The organism is Motiliproteus sp. SC1-56, assembly GCF_017309075.1.
GTDB lineage: Bacteria > Pseudomonadota > Gammaproteobacteria > Pseudomonadales > Balneatricaceae > Motiliproteus.
The window spans coordinates 14,360-41,268 of record NZ_JAEMGS010000003.1 but is presented as its reverse complement, the minus strand read 5'-3'; the positions used below and the strand labels follow the sequence as shown (position 1 = coordinate 41,268).

Annotated in this window: 26 protein-coding genes and 1 other RNA gene; 21 read left to right on the top strand and 6 right to left on the bottom strand. The window is 62.9% G+C overall.

The genetic code is table 11. The features are described 5' to 3' along the window. Window positions 1-186: 186 nt before the first annotated feature. From JGZ97_RS03835 to JGZ97_RS03785, 11 genes are all read left to right on the top strand, one after another. A complete protein-coding gene (locus JGZ97_RS03835) occupies window positions 187-765 on the top strand; it encodes a hypothetical protein (protein ID WP_207061291.1) in 579 nt (192 codons plus the stop codon). A 116-nt stretch (window positions 766-881) separates the two neighbouring features. Next, window positions 882-2,867: a DNA polymerase III subunit gamma/tau gene (dnaX, locus tag JGZ97_RS03830; protein ID WP_207061290.1), complete on the top strand. Its 1,986-nt coding sequence runs from the start codon at window positions 882-884 to the stop codon at window positions 2,865-2,867. Window positions 2,868-2,869: 2 nt separating this feature from the next. Further along, on the top strand, window positions 2,870-3,196 hold the full coding sequence (locus tag JGZ97_RS03825; protein WP_207061289.1) for a YbaB/EbfC family nucleoid-associated protein: 327 nt from the start codon (window positions 2,870-2,872) through the stop codon (window positions 3,194-3,196). A 2-nt stretch (window positions 3,197-3,198) separates the two neighbouring features. After that, the gene (gene recR / locus JGZ97_RS03820; protein ID WP_207061288.1) at window positions 3,199-3,801 is read left to right on the top strand and encodes a recombination mediator RecR; all 603 of its coding nucleotides are present in this window, start codon (window positions 3,199-3,201) and stop codon (window positions 3,799-3,801) included. Further along, window positions 3,798-4,973: a ribonuclease D gene (gene rnd, locus JGZ97_RS03815; RefSeq protein WP_207061287.1), complete on the top strand. Its 1,176-nt coding sequence runs from the start codon at window positions 3,798-3,800 to the stop codon at window positions 4,971-4,973. The genes recR and rnd overlap by 4 nt, the downstream gene beginning before the upstream one ends. A 20-nt stretch (window positions 4,974-4,993) precedes the next feature. Then, a complete protein-coding gene (locus JGZ97_RS03810) occupies window positions 4,994-5,281 on the top strand; it encodes a YcgL domain-containing protein (protein WP_207061286.1) in 288 nt (95 codons plus the stop codon). A gap of 3 nt (window positions 5,282-5,284) precedes the next feature. Then, window positions 5,285-5,731: a YcgN family cysteine cluster protein gene (locus JGZ97_RS03805; protein ID WP_207061285.1), complete on the top strand. Its 447-nt coding sequence runs from the start codon at window positions 5,285-5,287 to the stop codon at window positions 5,729-5,731. Window positions 5,732-6,106: 375 nt separating this feature from the next. Then, the gene (locus tag JGZ97_RS03800) at window positions 6,107-8,038 is read left to right on the top strand and encodes a DUF3604 domain-containing protein (RefSeq protein ID WP_207061284.1); all 1,932 of its coding nucleotides are present in this window, start codon (window positions 6,107-6,109) and stop codon (window positions 8,036-8,038) included. A 104-nt stretch (window positions 8,039-8,142) separates the two neighbouring features. After that, window positions 8,143-9,006, top strand: a complete 864-nt coding sequence (locus JGZ97_RS03795) for a peptidyl-prolyl cis-trans isomerase (RefSeq protein WP_207061283.1) — start codon at window positions 8,143-8,145, stop codon at window positions 9,004-9,006. A gap of 4 nt (window positions 9,007-9,010) precedes the next feature. Beyond that, window positions 9,011-10,036 carry a HupE/UreJ family protein gene (locus JGZ97_RS03790; RefSeq protein WP_207061282.1) on the top strand — a complete coding sequence of 342 codons (1,026 nt, stop codon included), beginning with the start codon at window positions 9,011-9,013 and terminating at the stop codon, window positions 10,034-10,036. A gap of 147 nt (window positions 10,037-10,183) precedes the next feature. Continuing rightward, the gene (locus tag JGZ97_RS03785; protein WP_207061281.1) at window positions 10,184-10,873 is read left to right on the top strand and encodes a hypothetical protein; all 690 of its coding nucleotides are present in this window, start codon (window positions 10,184-10,186) and stop codon (window positions 10,871-10,873) included. A gap of 8 nt (window positions 10,874-10,881) precedes the next feature. Here the strand turns inward: JGZ97_RS03785 and JGZ97_RS03780 are convergent, their stop codons facing one another. Further along, window positions 10,882-11,250 (bottom strand): response regulator, encoded by a 369-nt coding sequence (locus JGZ97_RS03780; protein ID WP_207061280.1) that lies wholly within the window; start codon window positions 11,248-11,250, stop codon window positions 10,882-10,884. A 187-nt stretch (window positions 11,251-11,437) separates the two neighbouring features. On the opposite strand from JGZ97_RS03780, the gene JGZ97_RS03775 reads away from it, so the two are divergent. Beyond that, window positions 11,438-12,127: a Crp/Fnr family transcriptional regulator gene (locus tag JGZ97_RS03775; protein WP_207061279.1), complete on the top strand. Its 690-nt coding sequence runs from the start codon at window positions 11,438-11,440 to the stop codon at window positions 12,125-12,127. Between the two features lie 158 nt (window positions 12,128-12,285). Then, on the top strand, window positions 12,286-14,331 hold the full coding sequence (locus JGZ97_RS03770; RefSeq protein ID WP_207061278.1) for a methyl-accepting chemotaxis protein: 2,046 nt from the start codon (window positions 12,286-12,288) through the stop codon (window positions 14,329-14,331). On the opposite strand, the gene JGZ97_RS03765 is transcribed toward JGZ97_RS03770, so the two are convergent. Continuing rightward, window positions 14,321-15,247: a TIGR01212 family radical SAM protein gene (locus JGZ97_RS03765; RefSeq protein ID WP_207061277.1), complete on the bottom strand. Its 927-nt coding sequence runs from the start codon at window positions 15,245-15,247 to the stop codon at window positions 14,321-14,323. The genes JGZ97_RS03770 and JGZ97_RS03765 overlap by 11 nt on opposite strands. A 235-nt stretch (window positions 15,248-15,482) precedes the next feature. Here JGZ97_RS03765 and JGZ97_RS03760 point away from each other — a divergent pair, with 235 nt between their 5' ends. The 3 genes from JGZ97_RS03760 (at window position 15,483) to JGZ97_RS03750 (ending at window position 16,529) form a co-directional block, all read left to right on the top strand. After that, window positions 15,483-16,034, top strand: coding sequence for a TlpA disulfide reductase family protein (locus tag JGZ97_RS03760; RefSeq protein ID WP_207061276.1), 552 nt, complete (start codon window positions 15,483-15,485; stop codon window positions 16,032-16,034). Between the two features lie 92 nt (window positions 16,035-16,126). Continuing rightward, window positions 16,127-16,223: signal recognition particle sRNA small type (gene ffs, locus JGZ97_RS03755), an RNA gene on the top strand. 99 nt (window positions 16,224-16,322) lie between these two features. After that, window positions 16,323-16,529 (top strand): DUF6538 domain-containing protein, encoded by a 207-nt coding sequence (locus JGZ97_RS03750; RefSeq protein WP_207061275.1) that lies wholly within the window; start codon window positions 16,323-16,325, stop codon window positions 16,527-16,529. Between the two features lie 24 nt (window positions 16,530-16,553). Here the strand turns inward: JGZ97_RS03750 and JGZ97_RS03745 are convergent, their stop codons facing one another. Together JGZ97_RS03745 and JGZ97_RS03740 are read right to left on the bottom strand one after the other, a co-directional pair. Then, window positions 16,554-17,321, bottom strand: a complete 768-nt coding sequence (locus JGZ97_RS03745; RefSeq protein WP_207061274.1) for an SDR family NAD(P)-dependent oxidoreductase — start codon at window positions 17,319-17,321, stop codon at window positions 16,554-16,556. Between the two features lie 424 nt (window positions 17,322-17,745). Further along, window positions 17,746-18,570 (bottom strand): CHAD domain-containing protein, encoded by an 825-nt coding sequence (locus tag JGZ97_RS03740; protein WP_207061273.1) that lies wholly within the window; start codon window positions 18,568-18,570, stop codon window positions 17,746-17,748. 127 nt (window positions 18,571-18,697) lie between these two features. Between JGZ97_RS03740 and JGZ97_RS03735 the strand changes: the two genes are divergently transcribed. The 4 genes from JGZ97_RS03735 (at window position 18,698) to JGZ97_RS03720 (ending at window position 23,301) form a co-directional block, all read left to right on the top strand. Continuing rightward, complete coding sequence (locus JGZ97_RS03735) at window positions 18,698-19,219, top strand: histidine phosphatase family protein (RefSeq protein ID WP_207061272.1); 522 nt, start codon at window positions 18,698-18,700, stop codon at window positions 19,217-19,219. A 584-nt stretch (window positions 19,220-19,803) separates the two neighbouring features. Next, complete coding sequence (locus JGZ97_RS03730; RefSeq protein ID WP_207061271.1) at window positions 19,804-21,996, top strand: CHASE domain-containing protein; 2,193 nt, start codon at window positions 19,804-19,806, stop codon at window positions 21,994-21,996. Then, on the top strand, window positions 21,986-22,405 hold the full coding sequence (locus tag JGZ97_RS03725; protein WP_207061270.1) for a response regulator: 420 nt from the start codon (window positions 21,986-21,988) through the stop codon (window positions 22,403-22,405). The genes JGZ97_RS03730 and JGZ97_RS03725 overlap by 11 nt, the downstream gene beginning before the upstream one ends. Beyond that, window positions 22,402-23,301 (top strand): GGDEF domain-containing response regulator, encoded by a 900-nt coding sequence (locus JGZ97_RS03720; protein WP_207061269.1) that lies wholly within the window; start codon window positions 22,402-22,404, stop codon window positions 23,299-23,301. Before JGZ97_RS03725 ends, JGZ97_RS03720 begins: the two co-directional genes overlap by 4 nt. 91 nt (window positions 23,302-23,392) lie before the next feature. Here JGZ97_RS03720 and JGZ97_RS03715 read toward each other — a convergent pair whose 3' ends face one another. After that, the gene (locus JGZ97_RS03715; protein ID WP_207061268.1) at window positions 23,393-24,076 is read right to left on the bottom strand and encodes a TIGR00730 family Rossman fold protein; all 684 of its coding nucleotides are present in this window, start codon (window positions 24,074-24,076) and stop codon (window positions 23,393-23,395) included. 313 nt (window positions 24,077-24,389) lie between these two features. Here JGZ97_RS03715 and JGZ97_RS03710 point away from each other — a divergent pair, with 313 nt between their 5' ends. Beyond that, the gene (locus tag JGZ97_RS03710) at window positions 24,390-25,697 is read left to right on the top strand and encodes a S8 family peptidase (protein WP_207061267.1); all 1,308 of its coding nucleotides are present in this window, start codon (window positions 24,390-24,392) and stop codon (window positions 25,695-25,697) included. On the opposite strand, the gene JGZ97_RS03705 is transcribed toward JGZ97_RS03710, so the two are convergent. Beyond that, window positions 25,694-26,740: a sensor domain-containing diguanylate cyclase gene (locus JGZ97_RS03705; RefSeq protein WP_207061266.1), complete on the bottom strand. Its 1,047-nt coding sequence runs from the start codon at window positions 26,738-26,740 to the stop codon at window positions 25,694-25,696. The genes JGZ97_RS03710 and JGZ97_RS03705 overlap by 4 nt on opposite strands. Window positions 26,741-26,909: the final 169 nt, after the last annotated feature.

The following is a 26,909-nucleotide window of genomic DNA, read 5'->3' as shown; positions in this document are numbered from 1 at the left end:
GTACCGCTTCATGGGAGGGGAGCGCAGCGATACAGCGGGCGAGTTTTGACATAAGTCGTCTTAAGGCCATATTGACGTTCAATATGAAACCCTTAATGTTGCCTTAGCCAGGGCGCTCATCTAGCCTTTAGGGGAGTTTCATCAGTAGTAATCGTTCGCAGTTGCGAGCCCTTAATAGGCAGCCCCATGACCCCAGAAGAAGCGATCAAGAAGCTGGATGCGATCCTGCGTCCGGAGTATCAGGATATTATCTTCCACCCTTCCGGCATCTGCAGCCGCACGCTGCAAATTCCGTTTAAAGGCTCTGGTGGCCTGCAGTACATGCTGACCCTGTTCATCGAAGTCGCCATGGCCCCCACCACCGGGGTTGCGACCGAGATCATCGCCACCCACCCGCCCAAGCATGCCTGGCGTTGTACGCCCGAAGAGCTGGAAAAGGGTGGCGACCGTATCCGCGCCCTGTTTGATCTGATCACTGACCTGGGTAACGAGTACCTCACCCGTGAGCGCCAGACCCTCAAGGTGCTTAACAACCAGGACCTGGGTCGCCAGTTGGCCCGCCTCAGCCAGGCCAACGGCGGAGATAAGGGCTCCGAGGGCGGCGATCAGTTCACGCTCAAGAAAGGGGTTACCCAGATCAAGGTTAAGATCGTTGAAGATAAGACCCCCAGCACCCACGCCGCGGTGGCGGTGAACATCACCGGGGTCGAGAACAAGAACCTGCTTTCCGCGCTTAAACTCCTGTTGCAACAGGCCAGCGGCTAGTCCCGCCCGACGCCGTAACCCTGGCTATCGGGGACGCATCAAGCTAGCATAGGCGCTTGCTCGATGCGTCCTCCAAGCAGTCGCCAGGATATTCACGAAATTACGGCAGATCTTCCATGAGTTATCAGGTTCTCGCCCGCAAGTGGCGGCCTTCCACCTTCCATCAACTGGTCGGCCAGGACCATGTGCTCAAGGCACTGGTCAATGCCCTGGACAGCAATCGGCTGCATCACGCTTACCTCTTTACCGGCACCCGTGGGGTTGGTAAGACGTCCATCGCCCGCCTGTTTGCCAAGTCGCTCAATTGCGAGCAGGGCGTCAGCGCGTCACCGTGCGGTGAGTGTTCGGCCTGTCGTGAAATCGCCGAGGGGCGCTTCGTGGACCTGATCGAAGTGGACGCGGCCTCGCGGACCAAGGTCGAGGACACCCGCGAATTGATGGAGAACGTGCAGTACGCGCCGACCCAGGGGCGCTACAAAGTGTACCTGATCGACGAGGTGCACATGCTCTCCACCCACAGTTTCAACGCGCTGCTGAAAACCCTGGAAGAGCCGCCTCCTCATATCAAGTTTCTGCTGGCCACCACCGATCCCCAGAAACTGCCGGTGACGATTCTCTCCCGCTGCTTGCAGTTCAACCTCAAGAACATGATTCCCGAGCGGATCGTCGAGCACTTGCGGCAGGTGCTCGAGGCCGAGTCGGTGCGCTTTGAAGAGCCCGCGCTCTGGCTGCTGGCCCGGGCCGCCAACGGCAGTATGCGCGATGCCATGAGCCTCACCGATCAGGCCATTGCCTACGGTAGCGGCGCTTTGATTGAGGCCGACGTGCGGGCGATGCTGGGCACCGTGGATCAGCGGCAGGTGCTGGGGCTGCTGGAGCGGCTGGCCGAGCACGATGCCGCAGGTGTCATCGGCGGGGTTGCCGCGCTGGCGGAGTTTGGCGTCGATTTTGACGGCGTCCTCGCCGAACTGCTGGGGCTGCTGCACCGGGTGGCGCTGGCGCAGATGCTGCCCGACAGCGTCGACAACAGCCTGGGGGATCGGGAGACTGTGCTGGATCTTGCCCGGCGAATGCGGGCCGAGGACGTGCAGCTTTACTACCAGATTGCCCTGGGCGGGCGTAAAGAGTTGCCGCTGGTTCCGGTGCCCCGGGAAGGCCTGGAGATGACCCTGCTGCGCATGCTGGCCTTCCGGCCGGTGAATGCCGGCGAGGTGGCCCTGCCCCAGGGACAGGCGACGGGTCATCCGGAAAGACAGGCCGATGGGACGGCTGCGGCGATGCAGCCAGAACCTGAGGCTGTAGATGTGACTACGGCGATGTCGGCACCGGCCCCGGTGGCGCCCTCAGCGCCAGCGCAGGCTCCCGCGCCGACCCAGGCGCCGACCCAGGCGCCGGCACCGGTTGCCGCCGCTCCCGAGCCGCAGCCAGAGCCCCCCGAACCGGCGCCGGCTGGTGAGATCCCTCCCTCGGCGCCGAGCGCGGCGGAGCCCGTTGCCGCCCCCGCCTTCTCTGAAGCCTATGCTGCCGAGCCGCCCCCGGCGGAGGACCCGCCGCCCTGGGGCGAGCCGGTCGCCCCGGCGACGCCGGCTTCACCGCCGGCAGCGGAGCCGCCGCCAAAAAAGCCTGAACCCCTCGGGTCGACGCAGGCTGTCGCGACCCCGGGGCTCGTCAAGACAGCCGCTCCCGGTTCGCTCGCTGAGCTTGACGGGCCCGGCTGGATCGCAGTCCTGGAGGCTATCGGCCTGACCGGAATGACGTATAATATTGCCGCCAACGCCGCGCTCGAGGGCGTCAGCGGAAACCGGCTGGAATTTTTGCTGTCTTCCCAGCAGATGCACCTGTTCAACGACACGCACCGTCAGCGTATGGAGCAGGCGCTGTCGACCTATTTTGACACGCCGGTACAGGTGCAGATCAGCGAAGGCCAGGGGCGTGACGAAACGCCGGCCCAGTACCGCGAACGTCGCCGCCGTGAGCGCCACGCCGAAGCGGTGGCGGCCCTGGAGAACGATCCCAACGTGCGGGCGGTCATTGCGAACTTCGACGCCCGCCTGGAGCCGGAGTCGATCAAGCCGGTGGACCCAGACAACAACGAGGTGTAATCATGATCAAAGGTGGAATGGGCAACCTGATGAAACAGGCCCAGGAGATGCAGCAGCAGCTGCAAAAGGCCCAGGAAGAGATCGCCAAGGCAGAAGTGACAGGCGAGTCAGGGGCCGGCATGATTCAGGTGGTGATGAACGGGCGTCACGACGTCAAGCGGGTGACTATCGACCCCAGCCTGATGGAAGAAGACAAAGAAATTCTTGAAGACCTGCTGGCTGCGGCCGTCAACGATGCCGTGCGCAAGGTCGAGGCCTCCAGCCAGGAAAAAATGGCGGGCCTGGCGGGCGGCATGGGCATGCCCCCCGGTTTTAAGATGCCGTTCTGAACATGAGTTTCAGCCCCCTTATCGATCAGCTGATTGCCAGCCTGCGCTGCCTGCCGGGGGTGGGTGCCCGTTCGGCGCAGCGAATGGCCTTTCACCTGCTGGAGCGGGACCGTGAAGGCGCGCTCAAACTGTCCCAGGCTCTGGCCCAGGCGGTGGAGCGGGTCGGTCATTGTCAGCGCTGTCGCACGCTCACGGAGCTGAGCCTGTGTAAGCTCTGCGATAATCCGGAGCGGGATGCCAGCCAGCTTTGCGTGGTGGAGACTCCCGCCGACGTGCTGGCCATCGAACAGGCTGGCAGCTTCCAGGGCCGCTATTTTGTGCTTCACGGCCACCTTTCGCCCATCGACGGCCTTGGTCCCGAGGAGATCGGGCTCGGAGAGCTCGAAGCCCTGGTGCAGGAGATGGGGGTCAAGGAGCTGATTGTGGCCACCAACCCCACGGTGGAAGGGGAAGCAACTGCCCACTACATCGCCGAGCAGTTGCGGGGGCTGGACGACTCGATCGCGGTGTCAAGGATCGCCCACGGGGTTCCCCTGGGCGGCGAGCTTGAATATGTGGACGGGGGTACCCTGGCCCACGCTTTTGCCGGACGGAAACGCCTTTGATTACCCAGCCCATCGCCGACGAGCGGTTACAGGCGCTGACCGAAGCCGCTGCCAATCCCGAGTGGGTGGCGGACGATGCGCGGCTGCGCGCGCTGTGCGAACACTGGCGCACCCTTTCACGGGTAGCGCTGGACACCGAGTTTCAGCGGGTTGACACCTTCTATCCCATTCCCGGTCTGATCCAGGTGGCGGCCGAGGGGCGCTGCTACCTGATCGATCCGCTGGCCATTAACGACTTTGCCCCTTTTTCCGACCTGCTGCGGGACACCTCGGTGCTCAAGTTGCTCCACGCCTGTTCCGAGGACCTAGAGCTTTTTGCCCACAGCTATGGCGCGACCCCGACGCCGCTGTTTGATACCCAGGTGGCCTGTGCGTTTCTGGACCTGGGCCTCTCGATCGGTTACCAGCGCCTGCTCGATACCCTGTTCTCGTTGCCGGTGGACAAGCAGGAGACCCGCTCGGACTGGCTGCAGCGCCCCCTCACCGAGGCGCAGAAGCATTACGCCGCCGTGGATGTGGTCTATCTGGAGGCGATCTACCAACGCCTGGCGCCGCGGCTTGAGGAGCAGGGCAAGTGGGAGTGGGTGATGGACGAGTGCGCCCAGATGGCGCAAGCCCAGGCGGATGACCGCATCGATCCCGATTACTACCTCAAGTTCAAACAGGCGTGGAAGTTGCGACCGGAGCAGCTCGCCGTGCTCAAGGCCCTTTGTCAGTGGCGCGAGGAGCAGGCTCGCGAACGCGACATGCCGCGCAATTTTCTGATCAAGAACAACACGCTCTGGTCGCTGGCGGTGCGTATGCCGCAGACCATGCGGGAGCTCTCCCAGGCCGAGCAGATCCGTGGCCGCACCCTGTCCCAGGATGGCAAAACACTGCTGGGACTGATTTGCTCCGCGCGGGACGCGGCGGGCGACAACGCCCCCGAAGCGCCGCCCCGGCCCCTGGCGGCCAGCAGCGGGCGCCAGCTCAAAGTGCTGAAATCCGCGGTCCAGGATGTCGCCGCGCAGCGGGGATTGGCGCCGGAGCTGCTTGCCCGGCGGCGTGATCTTGAGGACCTGCTGCGTATCGGGTCCGACGACGCCCGTTTTGAACTGCCCCGCGGGCTGAGAGGGTGGCGCGAATCCCTCGTTAAAGAGCCGCTGTTGAAAGTGCTCGCCGAAAACGATTAACCCCCCCCACTGGAATTGTGATGAAAGTAATTTGCTCGGTCTTCAAAAGCCCCAAGAAAGATGAAATGTACCTTTACGTGGATAAGCGCGAGGGGCTGCAACGGGTGCCGGAGGCCCTCAAGGAGATGTTCGGCACGCCCAAGGAAGTGATGACCCTGCTGGTCACGCCGGAGAAGAAGCTGGCCCGGGTCGAGGCCGCCAAGCTGCTGGCGGCGCTGCAAGAGCAGGGCTATTACCTGCAGATGCCGCCGGCCAAGGACGAGTACCTGCTGGATCTCTACCGCACACCCACCGAAGGGCGTTACTGAGTCGTGGCGCAGCGTCCCTTCTGGGAAGCAAAGCCCCTCGACGCCCTCTCGGAGAGCGAATGGGAGTCCCTCTGTGACGGCTGCGGCAAGTGCTGCCTGCACAAGGTGGAGGATGAGGACACCCAGGAGCTTTTCTATACCCGTATCGCCTGCACGCTGCTGGACATCCCCAGCTGCCGTTGCAGTGATTACCCCCGGCGCCTGCAGCGGGTGCCCGAGTGCCTGCGGTTGCGCCCCGAAGATGTCAGCCGCTTTACCTGGCTTCCGCAGACCTGCGCCTACCGGCTGCTGGCCGAGGGAAGCTCACTGCCTGACTGGCACCCGCTGGTCAGCGGCGATCCAGAATCTGTTCATCGTGCCGGTGTTTCGGTGCGGGAGTTCGCCGTCTGCGAAGACGAGGTGGACGAGACCCAGTGGCTGGATCTGGTATTCGATGAACCCGAGCCCTAAGCTCGCCCCTTGATTTCGCCCTGTTTCTCCCCCCCCCTTTTTTTTTGTTCTAAGCTCTGGTTTAAACCGTTTAGTGGTGGTCTGGCGGCTCCCATTCGGAGGGAAGCCGCTCCTCAAGTGTGAATTTTTCCCCTGGGCGCCATCTACCCGCCAATGGGCCAACCACCAGTCAACATGCCCTGCCAGCGGCAGGTTGGAACCGAGGCCCCTGTGGGTCATCCAGCCAGGGACGGATGCGACAAGTACCTGCCAGTTCGAGCGTTAACGTTGTGCTTCGCAAGGTGCATTCCCCTTATACACCCATTCTCTTCTATTGCCCCTGATTGATCGGGCCCTGTCTTGGCGCCCGGCTCACCCAGGTGCGGGAGCCTTGCCATGCACAGTCGAAAACTCGCTAGCCCCCTTGTCGCATTTCTCGCCGGCGTGACCCTGGCGCTGCCCGCCAGCGCCCAGGTATCCACCGACGCCGGCACGCTCTCTGCGGAAAAAATCGAGCGTTTCTTCAACCAGCCGGGGTACTCCCCTTACGCGGGGCGCAATTTCCCCGCCCGGCCCCTGTGGGGGGAGCAGCACCTGCATACTTCCTGGTCGGCGGATGCCATTGCCAGCGGGACCCGGGTGGGGCCTGACGAGGCGCTGCGCTTTGCCAAGGGCGAGGAGATTACCTCGAGCACTGGTCAGCCGGTCAAACTCTCGCGTCCCTATGACTGGATGGTGGTCGCCGACCACTCCGACGCTATGGGGGTCATGGCGGGCGTGCTGGAAGGCGATCCCAACCTCATGTCGGACCCCAAGCTCAAGGAGTGGCACGAGGGCATGAGCGCCGGTGGCGCGGACGCCAGCGCGGTGGTGATGGAGATGATCACCATGCAGGGGGAGGGCACGCTCCCCGAGGCGATGGTCGATGAAACGGTGCAGTTTGACACCTGGAAGAAGATGACCGAGATCGTCGAGGGCCATAACCAGCCGGGCATCTTCTCCGCCCTGATCGGCTACGAGTGGACCTCCAACTACGGCGGCGGCAACAACCTGCACCGCAACGTGATCTACCGTGACGGCAAGGCCGTTGCCGACCGGGTGCGCCCGTTGACCACCTTTGACACCGAGATTCCCAACGAACTGTGGGACTGGATGGCCAATTTCGAGGCGCAGACCGGCGGTCGGGTACTGGCCATTCCGCACAACGGCAATCTTTCCAACGGGTTGATGTTCGCCACCGAAACGCCAGATGGCAAGCCGATCGATGCCGAATGGGCGATGAATCGCGCCCGCTGGGAGCCCCTTTACGAGGTTACTCAGGGCAAGGGCACCTCGGAGCAGCACCCCAAGCTCGCCCCTGCCGACGAGTTTGCCGACTTCGAGATCTGGGACAAGGGCAACCTTAACGTGGTCCCCAAAGAGCCGGGCATGATCGACTACGAATACGCTCGAGAAGCACTTAAGCGCGGACTGAAACTCGAACAGGAGCTCGGGGCCAACCCGTTCAAGTTCGGCCTGCTGGGTTCCACTGATGCCCACACCGGCCTCTCCACCACCGAGGAGAACAACTTCTGGGGCAAGTTCCCGCCCAGCGAGCCGGGTCCGGAGCGCTCCACCGGCAACGCCTTTGATTTCGAGGGACGTACGGTCAAGGACTGGAAGCTTGGCGCATCGGGGCTGACCGCTGTCTGGGCGCGAGAGAATACCCGGGCCTCGATCTGGGACGCAATGAAGCGCAAGGAGGTATACGGGACCACCGGCACCCGGATCTCGGTGCGCTTCTTCGGCGGCTGGACATTCGAGGCGCAGGACGCGTTGGGAAGAAGCCCCGGTGTTGTCGGCTATGGCAAGGGGGTGCCCATGGGGGCAGACCTGCCGCCGGCCCCCGAGGGCGCGAAGGCGCCGAGTTTCCTCGTGGCGGCATTGAAGGATCCGTACTCGGGCAACCTGGACCGGATTCAGATTATCAAGGGCTGGCTCGACGCCTCGGGCAAGATGCAGGAGAAGGTCTTTGATGTGGTCTGGTCCGGGGACCGTGAACCGGGCAGCGACGGCAAGCTGCCGGCGGTGGGCAGCACGGTCGATGTGGAGAACGTCACCTGGACCAACACCATCGGCGCTCCCGAGCTGATCACCGTGTGGCAGGATCCGGCGTTTGACCCTGCCCAGAAGGCATTTTACTACGCCCGCGTGATTGAGATACCGACGCCGCGCTGGACGGCCTATGATGCGGCCTATTTCGAGGAGGCGAATTTTAGCGACGAGGTGCCGATGACGGTGACCGAGCGCGCCTATACCTCGCCGATCTGGTACACGCCCCAAGGGTAGGAGGTGTGCTGCGGGGTAAAAAGCAGTGAGGCGCTGTATTCTGGGAGCTGCATCTAGCGCCCCCGGCCGGTGGACGTGAATTGACGGAGTGTGGAGTGCAAGGGATGGGCAATCGTGTTGTTTTGGGGCAGGCTGAGGTCTTGGGGGCTCGACTCCTCCGCGAGCCCCTGCTGCATTTTCTTCTGCTGGGGGCAGGCGTGTTCGCGCTTTTTTCTGCGCTGGACGATCCCGCCGTCGCCCCGCCGACCCAGCTGGTGGTTTCCGAGGCGCAGGTGACGCGGCTCGCCCAGCGCTTTGAGGCGACTTGGTCACGGGCCCCCGATACCGAGGAGCTGGCGCGGCTGGTGGACCGGTATGTGAACGAGGAGGTGCTGGTGCGCGAGGCGCGCGCCCTGGGCCTGGATCGTGAAGATGCCGTCGTTCGCCAGCGGCTGGCGCAGAAGATGCGTTTCCTGCTCGAGGGCGGGCAAGCGGAAAACGAGCCGACGGAGGCGGTGCTGGTGGCTCATCTCGCCGCCCATCCGGAGCGGTTCGCCCGTCAGCCACGGTTGGCGTTCGAGCAGGTGCCGCTGGCGGTCGGCGCGGATGCCGAGCGGGCGCTGGCGGCGCTTCGCCAGGGCGCGGCGCCGCACTCATTGATCACGACACCAACGCTACTCCCTGCGGTGCTCTCCCTGAGTCCGGAGACGGCCGTGGATGGGGCGTTTGGCGAGGGTTTTTTTCAGCAGGTTGCCGAACTGCCTCCCGGTCGCTGGTCCGGACCGGTCAGGAGTGCGTTCGGGCAGCACCTGGTGCGGGTCACCGGGCGGGTAGCCGGTGGCCTGCCGCCTCTGGAGTCGGTTGCCGAGCAGGTGGCGCGGGACTGGCGTGCTTCCCGCCGGGCTGAACTGGCGGAGGGGCGCCTGGAGGCGCTCAAAGGGCGCTACCAGATCGCCCTGCCGGCGCCGATTATCGCGGAGCGGATTTAGGGCGATGAGAAGGATCCGTCTACTGCCTGGGCTGTTGGCGGCGTGGCTGCTGACACTGTCCCATGGAACCTGGGCCCATGCGCTTGATCCGGGGCTGCTGGATATGCAACCGCTCGGCGCCAAGGAGTGGCGCGTAAGCTGGCGCAAGCCCCAGGTTCAGGGCGCGCCCATGGCCATCGACGCGGTGCTTCCCGCCGGCTGTGATAACCGGGAGGGGCCGCCCCCGGTGTTTGACGGTCGCGCTTTTGTTTCGGGATGGGTGACGGTGTGCGAGCCGGGCCTGGCGGGGGGCGAAGTGCGCATTCGGGGGCTGGAGAACACCGCGACGGACGCGTTGGTGCGTTACGCGCTGGCACCGGGCAGACCGACCCAGACCCAGCGGCTCACCGCCGCGGTTCCCGCGTTTACGGTGCCGCTGCCGCAGGGGCCACTGGCCACCTTCGGGAATTACTTTCGGCTTGGGGTGGACCATATTCTTGAGGGCGTGGATCACCTGTTGTTCGTGTTCACCCTGCTGCTGCTGATTCGAAAATTACGCCCGCTGGTGTTCGCCATCACCGCGTTCACCCTGGCCCATAGCCTTACGCTGGGTGCCGCGTCCCTGGGCTGGCTGTGGGTGCCGGCGCCGCCGGTGGAGGCGATGATCGCCCTCTCTATCGTGGTACTGGCCTCGGAGCTGGTGCGTCCGCCCGGGCGCAACCTGCGCCTGACCGAGCGCTTTCCCTGGAGTGTCGCTTTTGTCTTTGGGCTCCTGCACGGGCTTGGCTTTGCCCGCGCTCTGCTGGATATCGGTCTGCCCCGGGTCGATGTGCCGGTGGCGCTCCTGGCCTTCAACCTCGGCGTTGAGGCCGGGCAACTGCTCTTTATTGCCGGGGTGTTGGTGGTGGGTGCGCTCATCTCTCGCCTTGCCGGAGTCAGCACCACGCTGCTGGCTCCGGGCAGTCGGGGGTTGGGATACACCTCCTACGCCGTGGGTTCGGTCGCCGCCTACTGGACGCTCGAGCGTGTGGCGGGCTTCGTCATGGCCTAGCCCCCTGGTGGCTTGGCGTTGGCGTGCAGCTTGCCAAAGGGGCTCCTCAGGGAATGATCTGAGTCAAGGGATCGATGGCTGCGGCTAGCGGGGCCGGGTCATTCCGATAGAATGTGACGCTACGTCAACTGGATAGACTCGAGTCCCATGTTACCCCGTCCTCTCTACGAAGTTCTGCCCTACCTCTACATCTTCGGTGCGCTGGCGCTGATGGTCTCCCAGTCCAACTGGGTGGTGCTGATCTGTGCCTGGGTGCTCTACACCGGCGGGGCGATCACCTGGGTGCTGCGCTCGGATGCGCGGCGGGTCAACAAGCGGGTGCCGGATAGCCGCAAGAGCTTGTTTTTGCACGAAGATATTTATGAGTCGCTACCGTTTCTTTATATCGGCGGTGGGGTGCTGGTGATGCGTTTCGCCGAACAGGGGCTCTTCATCCTGGGGGGCTTTGCGATGATGGCCTTCGGCGGGGCGATCCTGGGGATTCGCATCACCAAGCGCAAGATCAGCTGGATTGACGAGTGGCGCCGCTACCGGGGCTCGGCCATGCAGGCCCAGGCGGTGCAGCGGCGTAATACCCGCAACCCCATCTGCGACCAGTGCCTGATCCGCGAAAGCTGCCGCTCCAGCTCCTTCAACGATAAATCCAATGTGCTGATCATGGAGTGGGTGGAGCGCAAGCGGGATGACGCTGATCTGCGGATCCTGACCCGCGCCGTCGGCATGGCGGAGTTGCGCACCGTGCAGCAGGATGAGGTGGCGGTGCGCGTGGCGCGTCAGCGCAAGTTCGCCGGCCAGTGCCTGCTTCTCTATACACGGGCCCGGTCGCAGGTGGCCTGAACGGCTCTTCAGCGCAGGAGCGAGCGCACCACCCCCTGAATCTCGGCCTGGGTAAAGGGTTTGTCGATCCAGGCGCAGGCTCCGGCCTCTTTGGCTTGGGTCAGGAATGTCTGCGCATCCTCCGCGGTCAGGAACACGACCGGCAGCGATTGATAGCTTGAAACCCTTTTCACCGAGCGGGTCAGGGTAATGCCGTCCACCGCCGCAAGGTCGATATCGGTGATCATCAGGCTGATGCGCTGCGCCTGCAGCTTTTTGATCGCTTCCTTGCCGTTGCTCGCCTCGACCACCTCGTGGCCCTCGGCCGTCACCGCAGCCCGCACCGCCTGGCGAACGGTCGCGGCATCGTCTACCACCAGTACCTTTTTTCCTGTCATGGCCTGTTCCTTGTTCTCTGCGTTGAGATAACTCTGGCGGCTTCAGTATCTGCCCATACAAAGCTGATTTCATTGATCCGGATCGAGTTATTGTCAGGGATCACTTTAATCCGGTGCTTTCAATCGCGAGGGGGCGGGAGTAAATTTAGGCCCCATTTGAGGTGTAAGGCGAGGACGGGGAGTTCTGATGGACGGGCAACAGCGGCAACGGGCCCTCGCGGCAATCAAACGGCATTACCTTTTTGCGCCCCTGGACGAGCCGGAGCTCGAGCGCCTGGTGGCCGGGGTTCGTTTGCATGAGCTGGAGGCCGAACAGGTGTTGTTCCACCAGGAGGAGGAGGCTAAGCGCTTTTTCCTCTTGGCGGATGGACAGATAAAACTGTTTCGCCGCGCCGCGGACGGTAACGAGAAAGTGGTCGAGATCGTCCACCCCGGCCAGACGATTGCCGAAGCGGTGCTCTTTATGCAGCGTAACCGCTACCCGGTCAATGCCCAGGCCGTCAGGCCCGCCCGGGTGTACGCCATCGACGGCCAGGCCTACATGGCGTTGTTGCAGCAAAATATGGCCGCCTGCATGCGGATCCTCGGAGATCTCAGCATGCGCCTGCACGCCCGCCTTAACGACGTGGTTAACCTCACCCAGCAGAACGCCACCTTCCGGGTGGTACGTTACCTCTGCGAGCTGCTTCCCCATGACGCCGAGAATGGCGCACTGATCCTGCTCAACACCCCCAAGCAGGTGATCGCCTCGCGTCTCTCGGTCACCCCCGAGACCCTGTCCCGTATCATGGCAAATCTTGCCAAAGCCGGTGTGATCGAGGTGCACGGACGGGAAATCCGAGTGCGCGATATCGCTGGCCTGCGCAGCTTTGAATAAGGCCGGCGGCACCGACACTTGGTGCTGCCGAGCGCTCCCGCGGGCTGCTTCTTTCTGAGTATCTGTTGATTTATATCAGTTTACGTTCGATAGTGTCCTAACTTGACTGGACTCGATCGCTCTCGGGTGTTCAGCAGTCGCATTCTAGGAGGGGTATTATGCGGATAGTGACCAAACTGGGTGGCGGGTACCTGCTGGTGCTGGCAATGGTGGGGTTGTGCAGCGCGGCGGGCATTTTCGGCGTCTACAAACTCTCCGGTCTACTGAACTTCATTACCGGTCCCGCCTGGGACACCGCCGACGGCGCCATGGAGGGCAGTATCGGCATCGAGGCAGAGATGCTCGGTGTCGGCCAGGCGATTTCCGGGCAGGTCGATCGGGCGGAGGCCCAGGCGCTGATCGACGAGGGGCGCGCCACCGCGGAGGAGGCACTCGGGCGGATGGTCGCGGCAGGGCTGCTCGCTGACGAAGAGGTCACCCAGGTCCGTACTCAGACCGAATCCTACCGCCAGGCGCAAGCCCGGCTCCTGACCAGCTTTGACCGCTTCCAGGCGGCCGATACGGCCCTGCGCGAGCACTTTAACGCGTTTCAGCAGCTGATGATCCAGGCCGAGGAGCTGGGTGATTCGGCGGTCGAATCCCTGGAAGCTAATCCTGATCGGTTGATCAGCTGGAACGGCGGCTTGAGCGAGAAGTGGTCGGCCGCCGACGGCGGTATGGAAACCCAGATCGAGCTGCTGACCCGCTTTTACAACTACCAGCGCCTGGTCAGCATAATGGGCGCCGGTGCCGCCGAAGAAGGCGCGGTTCGCCAGCGCCTAGAGGAGGCGCTGGCCGACCTCAGCGCCAACGTCGAGGAGATCGGTGCGCATCCGCTCTTCCGGCGACAGGCGGTGGGCAAGGGGGCGTTCGCCGGCCAACGCTTTGCCGAGGCGATTGACAGCGCCCTCTCTACTCATCAGCAGGATTTCTCGGCGGCGGTGGCCGCGTTCGAAGCTTTCCGTGAAAACAGCCGGCTCTACCAGGCCGCAGCCGAGTCTTTCCTGTCTACCATCGAGGCGATTGAGGAGGCGGGGGATAGCAAGGTGGAAGGGCAGATGGCCCTTGTCGAACGCACCCAGTCAACGGCGCTGGGCATGATGGTGGTCGCCACCTTGGTGGGCGTTGTCTGTGTTTTGGCGCTGATGTATTTCGTGGTCCGGGTGATTGTGCAGGCGGTGCAGAGGATGTCTGTTGCCAGTCAGCAAATCGCCGATGGAGACCTGACCGTTCATCTTGGTGCGATGAACGATAAGGCGACTAATGATGAGCTGGTACTGCTCAACCAGAACATGGAACGGATGACGCAGCGTCTGCGCGATACCATCGGCGATGTGGCGTCGACCTCGGGGGTGCTGGCCTCCCAGGCGGAGGAGCTGTCGGCGGTTGCCAACGAGACCCGTGAAGGCGTATTGGAGCAGCGCAACCGGACCGGGCAGGTGGCCTCGGCGGTCACCGAGATGAGCGCTTCGAGCCGTGAAGTGGCGCACAATACCGAGAGCGCCAGCCAGTCGGCAAGCCAGGCACGACAGCTGGCACTCGAAGGCCAGCAGGTGGTCGAGCAGACGGTCCGTGCCACCACGAAACTCGCGCAGGAGCTCGCCGACACCGGCTCGGTGGTGGAGCAGCTGACCGAAGACAGCGCCCGGATCGGCACCGTGCTGGATGTGATCCGCAATATTGCCGAGCAGACCAACTTGCTGGCGCTGAACGCGGCGATCGAGGCGGCCCGCGCCGGCGAGCAGGGCAGGGGGTTCGCGGTGGTGGCCGACGAGGTGCGGACCCTGGCTCAGCGCACCCAGGCCTCAACGCAGGAAATCCAGACCGTGATCGAGGGGCTGCAGTTACGCACCGAGCAGGCTCACCAGGCGATGGCTACCAGTCAGGAAGGGGCTGCGGCCTCTACCGAACAGGCGGGACGGGCGGGCAGCGCCCTGGCCCGCATCACTCAGGAAGTGGAGGCGATTGCCGAGCAGACCGAGCAGATTGCCGCCGCCATGGTGCAGCAGGAGGCGGCCGCAGAGGAGATTACCCGCAGTATCGTGGATATCGAGGAGCGCGCCGACCAGGCCGTGAGTGCGGTCAATCAGACCTCTGAATCCAGCGGCGAGCTGGCGGCTCAGGCCGGCAGCCTGCAGAGCCTGGTGGCCAAGTTCAAAGTGTAGCGGCGAGCCGGCTTGGCGCCAGGGCGCTGCCCTGGCCGCCATGGCGAGCCAGGTGTTCGGCGATACCGTTGAACGCAGGCCAGCGATTATCGCACCACTGCGGCGCCAGCAGCGTGGGGCGGCGGGCGGTGGCGGTCACTCGGTGGTAAACCACCTCGGCTGGCGTGTGACGGATCATTTCGGCGGCCGTGGTCACGTACGCTTCAATGGAGATGGGCTCGATCTCACCCTTCTTCCATTGCCGGGCCATGATGCTGCCGCGCACGATGTGCAGCGGGTGCAGCTTCAGCCCCTCGCAACCGACCTCCAGCACCCGCTCCAGGGTGACCAGACTGTCCTCAGGGGCTTCGCCGGGCAGGCCGACAATCAGGTGGGTGCAGACCTTCAGGCCGCGGGCGTGAGCCCGGCGCACCGTGTCCACGTAAGCGGCAAAACCGTGACCGCGGTTGACCCGCTCCAGAGTGGCATCGAAAGCTGACTGCAGCCCCAGCTCCAGCCACACCTCGAACCCCTGCGCCTGATAACTTGCCAGCAGATCAAGGGTGGCGTCGGGCACACAATCCGGGCGGGTGCCCACGCATAGGCCGACCATGTCTGCCACGTCGAGCGCCTCCTGGTACATACGTTGAAGGGCTTCGGTTTCGGCGTAGGTGTTGGTGTAGGCCTGAAAGTAGGCCAGGTAGCGGCGCGCCCGCATCCCCGGCTTGCTCCGCTCCAGCTGCTCGCGAATGCTGAGCTGGCTGCGGGTATTGGCATTGAACGAGGCGTTGTTACAGAAGGTACAGCCGCCGCGGCCAAGGGTGCCGTCTCGGTTGGGGCAGGTGAACTCGGCATTAATGCTGAGTTTGTGGACCTTCTCTCCGAAGCGGCGCTTCAGGTCCTGGCCGAGGCCGTTGATGTAGTCATGTAATTGCATAACACGCCTGGATTGCTTTGGGAGGAAGGCCCGGGGGTTATCAGGCCGCCGCGTGCATCCATGCGGGCTCAGCCTCCCTTGGCGCTGAGCAGGCAAAGTGAACCCTGAGGGGTTGGCGGCGGTCTATTCTAGCGCTTGCCTGTGCAGGCCCCGTTTGATATCAATCAGGTCCGTGGGGCTTTTACGAAAGGCGCCCATGATACTACCGCTCCTCTGATTCAGAAAAGGTGAATCTATGCCCCCGACGCTCCGTGCGCCCCTCGTCCTGCTGCTCCTGCTGATCAGCCCCGCACTGTGGGCCAACCACGCGGCGACGGAACCCTCCGATGGCACCGTGAACAGCTTCATCCCGGTCGATCCACCACGGGAGCTGGTGCCGCTGGCGATGATGGAAAACCGTGACCAACCGCGCTCGTTGAGCGACTTCAAGGGTAAGGTGGTGCTGCTCAATCTCTGGGCGACCTGGTGCCCACCCTGTATTCGTGAGCTCCCGGCCCTGGACCGTCTGCAGGCGCGTCACGGGGATGAGGACTTCGTGGTGCTGGCGGTGGCGCTGGACCGGGCCGGGTACGACGCGGTGAAAGCCTATTACGACAAACTGGAACTCCAGCACCTGGGGCTGTATCACGCCAGCATTAGCGAATTCAGCCAGGCGTTCCCGGTGGACGTCTTCCCGGCCAGCTTTATGATTGACAGGGAGGGGCGGGTGACGAGCTTTATGCGCAGTTACGCCGACTGGGATGATATGGCCGCCGATGAGTTCATCAAGCGTCTCAAAGCCCGTTAAGCAAGGATTACGCTCCCGCGGTTGCACCCACTTCGGGATTCAGCGATAATCCACGCCCGTTGCTGCCGAGGCGGCAACTGTTATGGTGGCCCTGTTGGTCCCCCCGCGACGATAAGCCGTTAACCTGGTCAGGCCCGGAAGGGAGCAGCCACAGCGGTGGATTCGTGCGCCGGGGTGTGGCTGGCGGGGCCGCCTCCATTTTGGGGTAACGGTTTGTTTCCCAAGGGTTTGTTTTAGATAGCGTATTTTCCTTTTTGCGTGTCCGCGTACACAAAGTGGATACACAAAATGCCGACCGCTGACCCCTATCTCGTCCGCTCCAAACACCAGATCTATCACTTTCGTATCATCGTGCCTGCGCCTTTTCGTGCGCTTGTTGGCTTGCGCGAGATTCGGCGCCATCTGCAGACCAAGGACCTGCGCACCGCGCAGGCCTTTGACGCTTGTCGGCGGCCCTGTGTGGAGCGGTTTCTTCCCGCAAATTTAAGTCAGTGACTGCCTGCATCCCCGGGGTTCTTTCTACGAGCCCTGCAGCGGAAACTTGAAGTTCTCGAAGCCGTCGGAAGCGTAGACGGTGCAACCGTTTATACAGTTGGCTTCCTCACTGACTAGGAAGGCGACAACGTTCGCAATTTCTTCGGGCTGGGTGAATGTCTGGCGCATCTGCTCTTTGCGGATATGCTCCCACAACCCCAGCTCTTCATATTTGCGTAATAAGGGGGTGTCCACCCGCCCGGGCGCCACGGCACATACCCTGATGCCTGCAGCGCCGAGCTCCAGGGCGGCGCATTTGGTCATCATGTCCACCGCCGCCTTGCTGACGTTGTAGGTAAAGCTGAGTTCTGACGCCATATGCCCATAAACGGAGGAAGTGTTGAGGATGACGCCACCGCTTCCCTGACGCTTGAACTGCCGGGCACCGGCCAGAATTCCGTAGTAAACCCCTTTTTGGTTGACGGCGGTAACCCCCTCAAAATCGGCGACGGGGTCGTGTTCAAGAAGCGCCTTTGGGCTGCCGATTCCGGCATTGTTGATCACAATGTCCAGCTGTCCGAAACGCTCTGCCGCTCGGCTCATCATTCCGGCGACCTGGTCGTAGTCGGTGACGTCTACGGCCAGCGTGTCCACTGCATCACCCTGTTTGGACTTGACCGCTGCCAGCCCTTGTTCGGACAGGTCGACGGCGAGGACTTTGCCGCCTTCACTGATCAGTTTCCGCAATATCGCCTGACCGATCCCCCCACAGGCGCCGGTGAGGACCGCCACCTTTCCGTTGAGCCTTCCCATCGTTCACCTCCTCTGCATGACAATGCCAACAACCCGCTCCGCATTAATTCTAGGTGGCAATCAGACCCTTTTTATGGAACCCGCCGAAGGTGTCCGTTGTACACCACCTGGACAAAGTGGTTAGACGCACGCCGGCCCTGCTGCCGTATCGCATCTGTACCCCGAGCCGAAACGTTCATTTTCGGGTCGTGTTCCCCCATTCTTACCTCCCGTCCTTGGGTGACCCCGATTGGTCGTAACGCAGAAGTTGCCGGACCGCACACGGGCGTTGCCCGAGCGTCCCTCAGCGCACACCGTGGCGGTTGCAGCGTCCCTCACTATTGGGGCTGTTTTCATAAATAAGCGCGCCCGTAGCGCTTAGAAGGGGGCAGTGTCTGCGCGTAATGGGCGGACTTTGAAAGCGCTCTCGCGACCCTGCGCTGGGTCAGTTTTTGTTAAAGCTGCGATAGAGTTTGCTGATGCGTGCTTGGTAACGTCGATTGGTCGAGGCAATCACAGGTAAGAGAGCCCGGTGCGCCGCTTGCTGTTTCTTTGAGCGGGCAGTGTTGGCTAAAAAAGTGGCCAACATATCCAAGTCGTGCTTGCGGCCCAGCTCGGTGGCCAGCCGGTTGAGGGTTTGCTGGCGCTTGCCGAGCTTGTGTCCGCGCACCGTGGCGGCCAGCAGGCGTTGGTAGAGGAGGTGCTTGGCCCAGCGTCGCCAGCGGTGATAGTTCTCCTGGTCCTCTCCTCCCAGCGCTTTTTGCGCCAGAAGGCGGTTTTTCTCCGCGGCCCAATCCCGTCCCTCTTTAAGCTCCCGCCAGCGACAACGCTCGACGTTGGCATCAGCACGGATGGCTTCCTCCTGGCCGAGCAGAGCGCTCAACGCTTCGGGGCTGGCTGGGGGGGATGCCGGTGCGGCATGATTCCGCAGCAGTGCTTCCAGTTGGTCGAACAGCGGGATCTCTGCGGGTTTCGCGTCAGCACGGAGGCGTCGCCAAGTGGTCAGGCGTACGTCGGCATCGCGCTTTCCTCCCAGCGCTTGCGCGGCGGTCTTTAAGACGCGGTCGGCCGAGTGGCGGTGGTGCTTGTACGCGGGGGCTCTCAGCATCCGCCAGCCGGCGCGGAGCCGCTTGATACAGAGTCGAAACTGGTGGACAGACTCCTCTTGCAGCCACTCAGACGATGCCAGAAGGGCTTGCGCCTGCTGGCTGTCTTCACTCAGCAGGCGGTTGAACCTTTGCCCAGTATGGGGCTGATGATCGGTGCCCAAATTCAATCCCCGCCGCGGCCCTGGCCCATTGCTATAGCGATGCGGAAATGGCCGGGTTTTCTGAGCTAACTATAGTGAAAAGGCTAGGGGGGAGTGCTGGTGAGAAGGTGCATCGGAGGGCGTGACCATGAAAACACTGCTGTTGATTCGGCACGCCAAGTCTTCCTGGAAAGATCCCGGACTTGAGGATCACGCGCGACCTCTGAATAAGCGGGGCACGCGGGATGCGCCGGACATGGGGCAGCGCCTGGATGCCTGGCTGCGGGCTCACAATGCCGGCGGCCCTGATCTCTGGTTAAGCAGTAGCGCCGAACGGGCACAGGCGACAAGCCGCCTGATCGCCCGGGAAATCACCGTGGAGACACCTTCCATCGAGTTCACCGGGGCCTTGTACACCTTCGATCCGGAGGTACTTCTGGGCATGATCCAGCGCTTTGAGCCGAGTGTTCAAAAGGCGTGGATCGTGGGGCACAATCCCGCCATCGAGGAGCTGGCTGAATGGTTGACGGGCAGGGTGCTGCCCAAGGTGCCGACCTGCGCGCTGTTGCAGATTCGCCTTGAAGCACCTCGCTGGCGGGAGGTTGCGCAGCACGGGGCGGAGCTCGTTTGGTTCGACTACCCCAAAAGTACCCGGGCGGGGCTGGGTTAATGGGGCGAGAGTGCATTCATCACCTTGGGGGATGAAGGCGAGGCGCGCGGACAGCAGGGCGGGCTGCCATCCGTTCGCGGCAGCTTTTCTGGCTGCGCAAAAATAAAGGCCCCGAACCATCCTGGTTGGGGGCCTTCGGACGAGGGTGTGATCGGCGTTCCTTGCCGGGGCTGGCGGCTAATCCCTGCTGCCGTCAGGTCCTTCTGTCTCCTCGTTGGCGAGTAGTATTGACCGAAGGTGACCGGCGTGGAATAGGAAAAAGTCCTAAATATTCCGGGAAGCTTTTTGGCCCCTCCTGAAGGTGTGCCCTCCTGCCCGCCAGCGCTGATCTATGCTTGTTGCTGTTGGGCGGGGGACGTCTGATCAAGTCTGACGGCGTGATTCAGTATGCTTTTGTAACGCCTTCCCCTTTTCCGGGTCGACCGGAAATTTCCCTCTTGTTTCACCCGGTCTGATCAAAAGCAGGGAGTATCCGCCGTCTGGCCAAGGTCGGAGCGGGCTTGCAAACCAGGGTTATGCGAATCGATAAAACACCCCCGACATCTCGTCAGCCGGAGACTGAGCCCTTTGATTTACATAGGGAAGTGTTTTCGCGACGCTGGCTGAGCCAGGTGTGGCGCCCGGCGCCCTGGGTGGTGCTGGCTGTCTCCTTGGCCATCACCACGTTTGCCAGTTTTGTCACTGAATCGGAAGTGACGGAAAAGCAGCGTCTGCGTTTTGAAAAGCAAGTGGACCATCTCGTTCAGCTGATCAACAGCCGACTGAAGGCATACCGCAGCCTGCTGCAAGCCGGGGTGGGGTTTCTCAATGCGAGCGAGTCGGCTGACAGGGCGGAGTGGGGTCGATTTCACCGCAGTTTGCATATCGAGGCGCTTTACCCGGGGATCCAGGGCTACGGTTATGCCGAGTTCGTCAGCCCCGAATCCAAAGAGGCCTATGAAGCGTCGATCCGGGCGGAGGGGTTCGACGACTTCCGTATTTACCCGCCCGGGGAGCGAGAGATCTATACGGCCATTCGCTACCTGGAGCCCTTTGACTGGCGCAATCAGCGCGCCTTTGGGTATGACATGTATTCCGATGCGGTCAGGCGCGAGGCCATGGCACGTGCTCGGGACGAGGGACGGGCGATGATCAGCGGCCCGGTGACGCTGGTTCAGGAAACGCAGGTGGACACTCAAACCGGGTTTCTGATGTATCTACCGCACTATCGAACAGGCGCTTTCCTGGACACGGTCGCACAGCGCCGCGAGGCGATATTGGGTTATGTCTACAGCCCTTTTCGCATGGAAGACCTGATGCGGGGGATGCTTGCCGGCGAACGTAATTTTGTCGCGTTTCAGGTGTTTGACAGCGGCAGCGGTTCCGCCGAGCCCCAGACGCTCAACCCGTCTGCGGCTGAAACGGCGATGTACCGCTCCAGCAGCGATTCGCCGGTAACTTCGCGAGAGCCCTGGTTTAAGGGGCAGCGGGCGCTTGAGATTGGCGGGCGCACCTGGACTCTGGAGGTGCAGAGCACGGAGGCGTTTGAGGCGGCCAGCGAGAATTACATGAGCCTAGTGGTGTTCGCCGCGGGGCTGATTGATGGGTTGCTCCTGTTTATGATGACGTTGGCGTTTCTCGCCGCGCGGGAGGATAACCGCCAGGTGACCCGTCACTTGGCGCGAAAGACCGAGGCGGAGCGCCGCTACCGGGTGCTCCTGGATGCCATTCCCACCGGCCTGTTGGCGGTGAGAGCGGACGGCCGTGTCCAGCAGGCTAACCGGCAGGCCTGCCAGTTGCTTGGTTACTCCGAGGGGGAGTTGGCCCAGATGGGAGTCGAGGAACTGCTGCCTGAGGAGTATCGTCACCAGCATGTAGCTTTTCGGCAAGGGTTTTTGGCCGATCCCAGGCAGCGGCTGATGGGGCGTGGGGGGGATCTCTACGCGCTCAGCCGCGGCGGAGAAAAAATTCCCGTGGAGATCGGGCTCAGCCCCCTGCAGACTGCCCGCGGCATGCTGGTTCTGGTTACCATTGTCGATATCCGCGAGCGTCGTCAGACGCAGCAGGAGCTGCACCAGCTGATGCAGCGGCTGCGGCAGAAAAACAGCGAGATGGAACAGTTTGTCTATACCGTCTCCCACGACCTCAAGGCGCCCCTGGTGACCATCGAGGGGTTTGCGGACAAGCTGGCTGAAAAGCTGAATGATGTTCTGACCGATCAGCAGAAACACTGGTTCGGCCGCATCCAGGCCAATGTAAAATCCATGAACGGTCTGCTGGGCGACTTGCTGGAGCTCTCGCGCATTATTCATCGGGATGCGGAGGTGCGGCCCCTGGATACCGGGCAGCTGGTCAAGGCGGCGATGGCGAACTTGGCGGGGGCGATTCACAAGAGCGGCGCCCGGGTGGTGGTCGCCAAGGAGATGCCGACGGTGGTCGGTCAGGAGCGCTTGCTGGTGCAGTGCTTTCAAAACCTGATCGCCAACGCGATCAAATATCAACGCCCCGGCGTCAAACCACGGATCGAGGTGAGCGCCAGTCGCCAGGAAGCTGAAGTCCGGGTGGCGGTGGCCGACAACGGCCTGGGTATCGATCCCCGCCATCACGAGCGGATTTTCCAGATATTTGAACGCCTTGATCCCGAGGGGGCTGAAGGTTCGGGGGTGGGGCTCGCCATCGTCAAAACCATCATGGACAAGCACGGAGGGCGTGTGTGTCTGGACTCTGTCCCGGGTGAAGGCAGCACCTTCACGCTCTGCTTTGCCGAACCGCCGCTGGGAGGTGAGCTTGAGCCTTGAAATTCTGCTCGCTGAAGACAACCCCGATCACGCGGAGTTGAGCTGTTTTGCCCTGCAAAAGGTGTTTGACGGCTGCAGGATTATCCACGTTTCCCACGGAGAGGCGGTGCTAAGCTTCTTGGAGGAACGGGCGCAGGGTGAGGGCTTGCCTGACCTGCTCGTGTTGGATATCAAAATGCCACGGATGAACGGCTATGAAGTGCTGCGCGCCCTTAAAGCCAGCACCGACTTGGCGTCGCTGCCGATCATAATGGTCACCACCTCGTCAGATGAGGGTGATTATCGTGCCTGCTTGCGGCTGGGCGCTTCGGGGTATCTCGTCAAGCCGATCAAGGCCGGCTCGCTGAGAGACTGCCTGCAGGCTTTGCCGCCGCCCGTGCGGGCGGCAGCGCGGGAGAGGACTCGGTGAAAGTCACCATCATAGAAGATAACCCCGATCACCTGGAACTCACCCGGGACGCCATTCTCGAGGCGTTAGAGGCGCCGGAGGTGCGCACGGCCGCGACCCTGGCGGAGGGGCTGGAAGATGTGCGGGAGCACCCGCCCGACGTGCTGCTTTGCGATCTGAAGCTTCCCGACTCCGGACCGAAGGAGACGATCGTCAGCCTGCGCAGCCTGGACAGCGATGCGGCGGTGGTGGTGCTGACCTCGCACTATGACCATCGCGAGGCGGAAAACCTGGTTTCGGGGGGCATCCAGGATTACCTGCCCAAGGACGAGTTAACGCCGAGGATGCTGGCGCGGGTCTGCCGCTATGCCTGCGAGCGCCAGCGGCTGTTCAACGAAGTGCGCCGGGCCGCCCTGTATGACGCCCTGACCGGGCTGCCTAACCGGGCCTTTTTCCAGGAGCGCCTGCGCGAGGCGATCCACGAGAGTGAGCGCCATAATCAGCTACTGGCCCTGGCCTATATCGACCTGGACGGGTTCAAGGCGGTTAATGACAGCTACGGGCACAAGGCGGGGGATGTCCTGCTGCGGGATCTTGCGCAACGGCTTAAACAGCGGATTCGGCGCTCGGATTTTTGCGCTCGCATCGGCGGGGATGAGCTGGCGTGGATGATTCCCGGCGCGACCAGCGTGGAGGATGTGCTCGGGGCCGTGGAAGCGGTGCGGGGGGCGCTCAGTCAGCCCTACGCGCTAACGGATCCTGAAGTTGAGGCCTGCGTGGGCGCATCCATCGGAGTTGCCTTCTACCCACTGCACAGTGACAACATGGACCGGCTCATGCACCTGGCTGACTTGGCCATGTACCAAGCCAAGAGAGCCGGCAAGGGCAAGGTGGTGCTTTATCAAAACAGGCCCTGAGCGGGGCAGCGCCAAACCGCGAAAGGGGGCAAGGTCGGGCGCGATTGATCGAAGGCGCAGGGGGCTGCTCATCGTTTTTCCGAACCCCGGGTTACGGCCCCGGGTTCAGGCTGTGTCCGGACTGGGCAATTTTTTCCAGTTTCCAGCGCCGGTGCTCACACATCGCAGCGACCACTTCTTCCACATCATCGGTCAGGGTGACGATGTCCAGATCCTGGGGAGAAACCAAACCCTCCTGCAGGGGGCAGTCCCTGATCCAGTCCATAAGCCCGCCCCAGAACTTCTTGCCAAAGAGGATCAGGGGCAGGGGATAAACCTTCATGGTCTGCATCAGGGTCAGGGCCTCAAAAAACTCGTCCAGGGTGCCGTAGCCACCGGGAAGGCAGACGTAGCCGACCGAGTATTTGACGAACATGGCCTTGCGGGCGAAAAAGTAGCGGAAGTCCAGCGACTGGTTCTGGTAGGGGTTGGGTTGCTGTTCCTGCGGCAGGCGGATGTTGAGCCCCACGGAGGTGACGCCCGCGTCGGCAGCGCCGCGATTGCCGGCCTCCATGATGCCCGGGCCGCCGCCGGTGATGATGGCGAACCCTTCCTCGCCGAGACGACGGGCCAGGGTGTGAGCCTGATTGTAGTAGGTGCTGTCGGGCAGCAGTCGCGCCGAGCCAAAAATGGAAATGGCAAAACCCAGGTCGCTGAGCCGGTCAAAGCCCTCGGTGAACTCGGCGAGTATGCGGAATAAACGCCACGTTTCTTCGCCCTTGACGTCTTGAATCATCAGCGTGTCGCTCCCGCGCAGGTTGTTGCCGGTTGGTGTGACGGCTTTCTGCGGGCAGTATAGGCCAGCGGCAGGGGCGGGGGCTTTCGTCTATCTTTGGAAGGCTGGGTCATATGCGCCATGGATATCACCTGTGGCTGTGCGCAAGCCCTTCTTTCTCTTCTATCCAATTAGTCGCCTGGGTGTCCGTATGATGTGCCGTCATCGTTTGAGACTCCGCGTCCCCTCTTTTTCTGGCTTGGCCTGCCTGTTGACGCTTCTCATTTATGAAAGCGCCGGGGCGGATACCAGGGACGTCACGGATCAGTTGATCGTGCGTTTTTACAGCGCATCCGCCGATGGTCAGGCGCAGGCATCGGGACTGACCTTTCAAATCGGCAAGAAACTGGTGTTTATTCGCCGTACCGCGGGAGGTGGCTATGTCTACAAGCTGCCTGGGCGCGAAGCGCTGGCGCGTGTGCGGGAGTATGCACGGGCGTTGAAGGGGCTGGCCGCGGTGCGAGAGGCGGAGCCGGATGTGCTGATGCAGCGGGTGTTCAACGAGCCCGATGACACCTTCTACCGCCATTACCAGTGGCACTACCAGGGCGCGCCGGGGGGGATCAACGCGCTGGGTGCCTGGCGGGCCTTTGCCCGTCCGCCTGTTGAGCCGGTGCGGGTGGCCGTGATCGACACCGGCGTTCGCTCCCACGTGGATCTGCAGGCCAATTTGAGTGCCGGTGTTGACCTCATTGGCGATGCCCGTATTGCTAATGACGGCGACGGTCGGGATATGGATGCCTCCGATCCCGGGGACTGGGTCGAGCAGGGCGAGTGTTACCAGGGCTCGTCACCCCATGACAGCTCCTGGCATGGCACCCATGTGGCCGGCATCCTGGTGGCTGCGACCAATAACGGCGAAGGGGTCGCCGGCCTTACCTATAACATGGCCAAGGCGGTCCCGGTTCGGGTGCTTGGCAAGTGCGGAGGCTACCTGTCGGATACCGCTGACGGAATTCGCTGGGCGGCGGGCGAGGCGGTCAATGGCGTCGCTTCGATTGAAGCGCCGGTGCAGGTGATCAACCTCAGCCTCGGCGGTAGCGGGGCGTGTGGTACCGAGCTGCAGCGTGCGATCGACAGCGCGGTGGCGACCGGTATCACAGTGGTGGTGGCCTCGGGAAATTCCAGCGCCGACGCCAGTCACTACCAGCCGGCCAGTTGCGACGGCGTGGTGACGGTGGCTGCCACCGATGCCCAGGGCGAGCGGACCGGCTATTCGAGTTACGGTGCGGTGGTCGAGCTGGCGGCGCCAGGCGGCGGTGGTGGCGGTGGAATAGCTTCCACCCTGAACAGCGGCGCCCGGGGGCCGGGGAAGGACAATTATGCGGTTTACCAGGGAAGCAGCATGGCCACCCCTCATGTCGCCGCCACCGTGGCCCTGATGTACCTCAAAGACGCCTCGCTGGCACCTGAGCAGGTGACAACGCTGCTGATGGAAACAGCGCGTCCTTTTCCCGGGCCTTGTGACGGTTGCGGCCGCGGTATTCTGGATGCCGGCGCGGCCGTTGCCGCGGCGGCCGGGGGCGGCAACCATCATCTCGCCACTGACCCCGGCAGCGTATTAAGCGGCCCTAACCGCTAAAAGGAGTGCACCCGGGCGCAGTCGCGGCCGGCCGCTTGCGCGTCTTTGAGGGCCTGGGCGGCGTTTTGCAGCAGCGCGTTAATGGGCTGGCCCCGTTTTGCTTGGGTGCAGGCGCCGCCGATGGAAACGCTGGTGGAGAAATAGCGCTTGCCATCATTGATATGCTGGCTGCGCACACGGTTCAGCATGCGATCAGCCAGTTGCAGGGCAATCTCCTGGGTGCAGTCGGCGGCAAACAGCAGGTAGCGGTCTTCGCCGTAACGCACCAGCACATCGTGGGGGCGCACCGAGGCCCGAATGCGCGCGGCGACCTCCTTGAGGGTGGCCGTGGCGGCGGACTCCCCGTGGCGCGCCTTCAGGGTCGCAAAGTTGTCCAGGTCGATCAGCATCACGGCAATGGAAAGCTGCTTGCGCTGGGCCGCTGAAAGCTCCCGGGTCAGCAGGTACTCCATGCCGTTGCGGTTCCACAATTTGGTCAGGGGATCCACCAGGGTGTGCCGCTCCGCCTCGCTCTTTTCCCGCAGCAACTCAGCCTGGGCCTCGCTCATGGCGGACAGGCGCAGTTCGCTCTCGGCCCAGGCTGCCAGGCTCGACAGCAGTCCCTGCTCTTCATCGGAGAAGGCGCGTGGACTTGTATCGGTGATATAAAACGCCCCCACCGGCCGGTTCTCATAGTAGATCGGGTGGCCGGCAAAAAATCCGATAAATTGACCGCTATCGCCTGTCTGGGTATAGGCCAGGCTCGGGTCTTGCCGGGCGTCCTCAATCACCAGGGTGTTGCCACGGGTCAGGGTTCTGGCGATACAGCTTCCCCGGGGGGAATCCTTGGTGTCTGCCCCGGCAGGGACCGGCTGAAACCAGGGCGTGCGGTCTGCGAACAGGGCGACGGCCGCGGAGGGTACCTGAAACAGCCGCTCAGCGACCTGAGCGATGCGCTCAAAGCGGGTCTGGTTGGGGGTGTAGATCGGGGCCGATGCTTCGGGTGGCGCTGTGCTCTGCTCACGGCTGGTGGCGTCCTCGCCGTTCGGAATGCTGGGCTCCATGTCTCCTCCTTTAGTCAATGGCACGGGGGCGCTCTTCCCGAGGCCCTCTAGCTTAACACCCAGGGCTCGGAACGGGGAGTGACCCTCGCCCGAGTCGAGTGCCACGCCGGCGATCACCCTAAGCGATAGAGGCCCTTCGGTTTTCCGGTCCGGGCGCAGGGGCTTCCCA